Annotated in this window: 5 protein-coding genes; 1 reads left to right on the top strand and 4 read right to left on the bottom strand. The window is 28.7% G+C overall.

Going from position 1 to position 3,609, the window contains the following annotated elements:
• From ACWIX0_RS13020 to ACWIX0_RS13030, 3 genes are all read right to left on the bottom strand, one after another.
• Window positions 1–505: hypothetical protein (locus tag ACWIX0_RS13020; RefSeq protein WP_454174414.1), on the bottom strand; the 505-nt coding region annotated here is incomplete at its 3' end.
• Entirely contained in the window at window positions 498–1,862 is a 1,365-nt protein-coding gene (locus ACWIX0_RS13025) for a hypothetical protein (protein WP_454174415.1), read from the bottom strand. The genes ACWIX0_RS13025 and ACWIX0_RS13020, both read right to left, overlap by 8 nt.
• 357 nt (window positions 1,863–2,219) lie before the next feature.
• Window positions 2,220–2,675, bottom strand: a complete 456-nt coding sequence (locus tag ACWIX0_RS13030; RefSeq protein WP_454174416.1) for a hypothetical protein — start codon at window positions 2,673–2,675, stop codon at window positions 2,220–2,222.
• A 144-nt stretch (window positions 2,676–2,819) separates the two neighbouring features.
• Here ACWIX0_RS13030 and ACWIX0_RS13035 point away from each other — a divergent pair, with 144 nt between their 5' ends.
• Window positions 2,820–3,170, top strand: coding sequence for a hypothetical protein (locus ACWIX0_RS13035; RefSeq protein ID WP_454174417.1), 351 nt, complete (start codon window positions 2,820–2,822; stop codon window positions 3,168–3,170).
• Between the two features lie 141 nt (window positions 3,171–3,311).
• Here the strand turns inward: ACWIX0_RS13035 and ACWIX0_RS13040 are convergent.
• The coding region (locus tag ACWIX0_RS13040; protein WP_454174418.1) for a hypothetical protein at window positions 3,312–3,609 on the bottom strand (298 nt) is incomplete at its 5' end.

The following is a 3,609-nucleotide window of genomic DNA, read 5'->3' on the forward strand; positions in this document are numbered from 1 at the left end:
TGTTTGAATCTAATGAATCTAAATTATTGTTTGAATTATTTGATTTTAAATTAGAATCACTAGATTTGTTAGATTTATTTGAGTCTTTTGAATTTGAATTTGATTCAAAAGATTTATTTAAATTGCTTGAAACATTTGAATCCAAATTTGAATCTAACAAATCCAAATCACATTCCAAATAATAAATAGGCTTTGATTCGTCTAAATCATTGTTTGAATCTGTGTTGGCTAAATTTGAATCATTTGCACTTAAATTTGAATCTAAAGCATTTGAATCACTTGCATTTGAGTTATTAAAATTTAGATTTTCATTAGAATCCAAACTTCCAAAGAAACATTCATTATATGGCAGAGTGGATTCAGTGCCACCATTTAATAGCACTCCGCAAAAATAGATTTTAGATTGCAAAGTATCTATGCCTTTAGAATCTAATATTTGTATGTCGATAATCTCCCCATCATAAGCAAAAATATTTTCTATTGTTTTATTTTCATTGCTAGGCATTTGCAACCTTTGATATTTCATTTTTAGATAGATTTTTAGTGAGTTTATGATAGCTACTACTCCAATATTTATCGCTTTGTATTCCTGCTAATACATTTTGATAAAATTCATTTCTAGCATTTTTGTATTCACTTGATACATTGCCACAACGATATTCGTGGTATAGTGTTTTTTCTATCTCTTCATCGTTTGGATAAAATATAAAAGGCAAGAATTTTGATATGGCGTATTCATTAGCAGCTTTGCTTAAATCAATTTCTTTTAATATTGTAAGTTCATAATTGTTGGTAGATTTTAATGTTTTTATTTGTTTGTCTTGTTTATCCCAATAAATAAACTCAAAATCTCCCTTTAAGTTTGCCCCATTTGCTTTTGAAATTATTTTTTCTAGCATATCATTTAGTTTGTCATAAACACTTTGGAGTTGTGATTTGATTGTGTAAAAATTTTTAATGCTATTATAGTATCTATCAGCCATTTTTTGTTCGCAACGAGCCTGTATCTTTTGCTCCAATATTTTGTTCTCAATATGACAAATATAGTTATTTCCTATCATACTTCTAGCCCACATTCTAAAGGCTTTTGCACCTTTTATGGATTCTAGATTTTCATCTATTGTTTGGAATTTTAGGAAAATGGAGTGGATAGGGCGCATAGCGTTAAACTTGTTTAGCAAAGTATTCATATTCCTTGAAACATTTGGAATGTCAGCATCTGGTATCCATTCATTTATATCTATAACTTCTATACCTATGGAATCTAGTTTATGTAAAGCCCAAGTGGTGCAGTTATGAAAAGCTGGAAGCCAATTTGTAAGATTGAAAGGGTTGAGTGGTATTGTATTGTAATATAGATTTTCCTGTAAAATATTTAAACTTTTTAATTTGCTATTATCTTTTTGCAAATTACCATTTCTATCTTTCGTTTTTTGAGTATCTTGTTTTATTGATTTTAGCAACATTTCATATTGCTCTTTTGAAACTTCAAAAATACAACGATTATTTTTGCTAAAGCTACTTTTTGCTCTTTGTGTGTATTCATATATTTGCCTATTACTATTCCATTTTGGCACAAAATGATTATTTTCAAAAACTTTCCCCCAATGGTTAGTTGCTTCATCAACAGGTGCAAATCCATAAAACCCATCGCTAAATTCAACCGATTCAAATTTTTCATACCACTTGATTTCCTCTTTTCTAAATATCACCATTTTGCCAAGACTATCATTCCAAGATTCTATGTTCTTTTCAAATATAAGTTCATCTAGCTCATCAGGGTGTTTTCGTGTCAAGCCTAAAAATGTATGCGGTATTCCTTCTCGTATCGGGTGAATATAAATTGTTACGAAATATGACATAATTAAATCCCTGTTTGCGCTATTTGATTCCATCTCTATTTGTAAAGCCATAAGCCAAAAGCCACCATAAAATGCTTAATAATACAAAAACACACCAAAAGCTGGGTTTATAAATTTTGTATTTTATGATATTTTTCTTTTCTAAAAAATAGAACCAAGTAATGTAAAGAAATATTTTGCATAGTGCAAAATATAGAATATATCCATACTCGCTATTTAATGACTTAATCCCTACCATATCTACTAAAACACTGCATATTAAGCCACTTGGAATAAAAAATATGATATATGATATTATCATTAAAGACAAACAAATGAAACAATCAAGTATAAATTCACCTATACTAAATTTTTGATTCATTTTGTGCTCCGAATCGCTAGTGTAAAATCTTTGGTTTGTTTATTTTGAAATAAAGTTGCAGAGAATCCTGAATTGGTGTTATGTTGATGAAGTAATAATTCGTATTTTTTAAAGAAGTGTTTAGTTTGTAACTCGCCAAATTCGCCATTAAGTTTATCCATATTGAAAGCATCCTTTGCTTCATTTTTTGTTTTAGTAAAAATATCATCATCTTGCTCTAAATTAGCTAAAACTTCTTGTTCTTGACATTTTTTACTTACTATATGCTCTAAATTCACTTGAATTTCCTTATATCCTCTAGGATAATTTGCATCTTTTATCTTTTTACCATCAAAATCTAGCTCATAGATTTTTCTAGGATTTCCATTAGAATCTTTGAGTAAGTCAAAGTAAAAATAGCTCGCTTGTGCTAGCTCGGCATAGTCTCGCAAATCATCAATTTTATTTTTCATTTAAATGCTCCTTATAATTTTCTTTGTTTGAAGTTTATTTTAAACCCACTACCTTCATTGCCTTCAATAAATATGCCATACAGATTGTATTCATAGTGCTTGTTATATAACAAACTTTGTATTATACACCAATAGGAATATGGATTGACAAATGCTGTCGTGCCACCACCTACGATAAATAAAAATATAAAAAGTGGCATAATAGATTTTGATAAAAATCTAGAAACTTTTTGGAATCTCGGCGATTTTAATTTTGTTTTATCAATCGTTTTGATTAGAAAATATATGGCGATAAGAAGAATTACTACAAACCATACTAACCCCAAAACCAAGCCAGAAATATACATAAAAACAAATGTTTGTTTGTTGCCTAACATAATTCCAATAATAACAATGCTAATAAAGACGAGAAATAATACGATAAACACTTTTTCATTTAGCGAATCCTTAAGAAAAAATACATATTATACTCAAACCAATCTTAAGTTACCTTAATTTGATAATTTACTCGAATCTAATACATTTTATTTGTAGGGTTTGCTTGAATCCAAGTAACAAATACCGCATTTTCACAAGGTGTCCTTATTGTGTTATATTAAAACTGTAAATCTTGCCACTATTATACCCAATCAAACCTTACGCCACCCTAATGCTAAAGATTCTATAACTAAAATGCTTTTTATCATAAATCTTTGTAAGTGATTCTAATATAGATTCTAGTGTATTATTGCTAGCTAAATCGTTTGGAAAATCATCTTTGCTTATAGAATCAAAGCTAATATCTAGTGATTTATTTGCATTATAAAAATCAGCCTGACTAGATATAGTAACTTCGCTAGATTTTCTACTCTCATAAATGCTAGGCGTAAAATAAAACTCATCTAATCCATCATAAGCAGTGATAATAGATAAATTAGGAATACTAAAATCTACA

The sequence above is a fragment of the Helicobacter sp. T3_23-1059 genome, assembly GCF_053654515.1.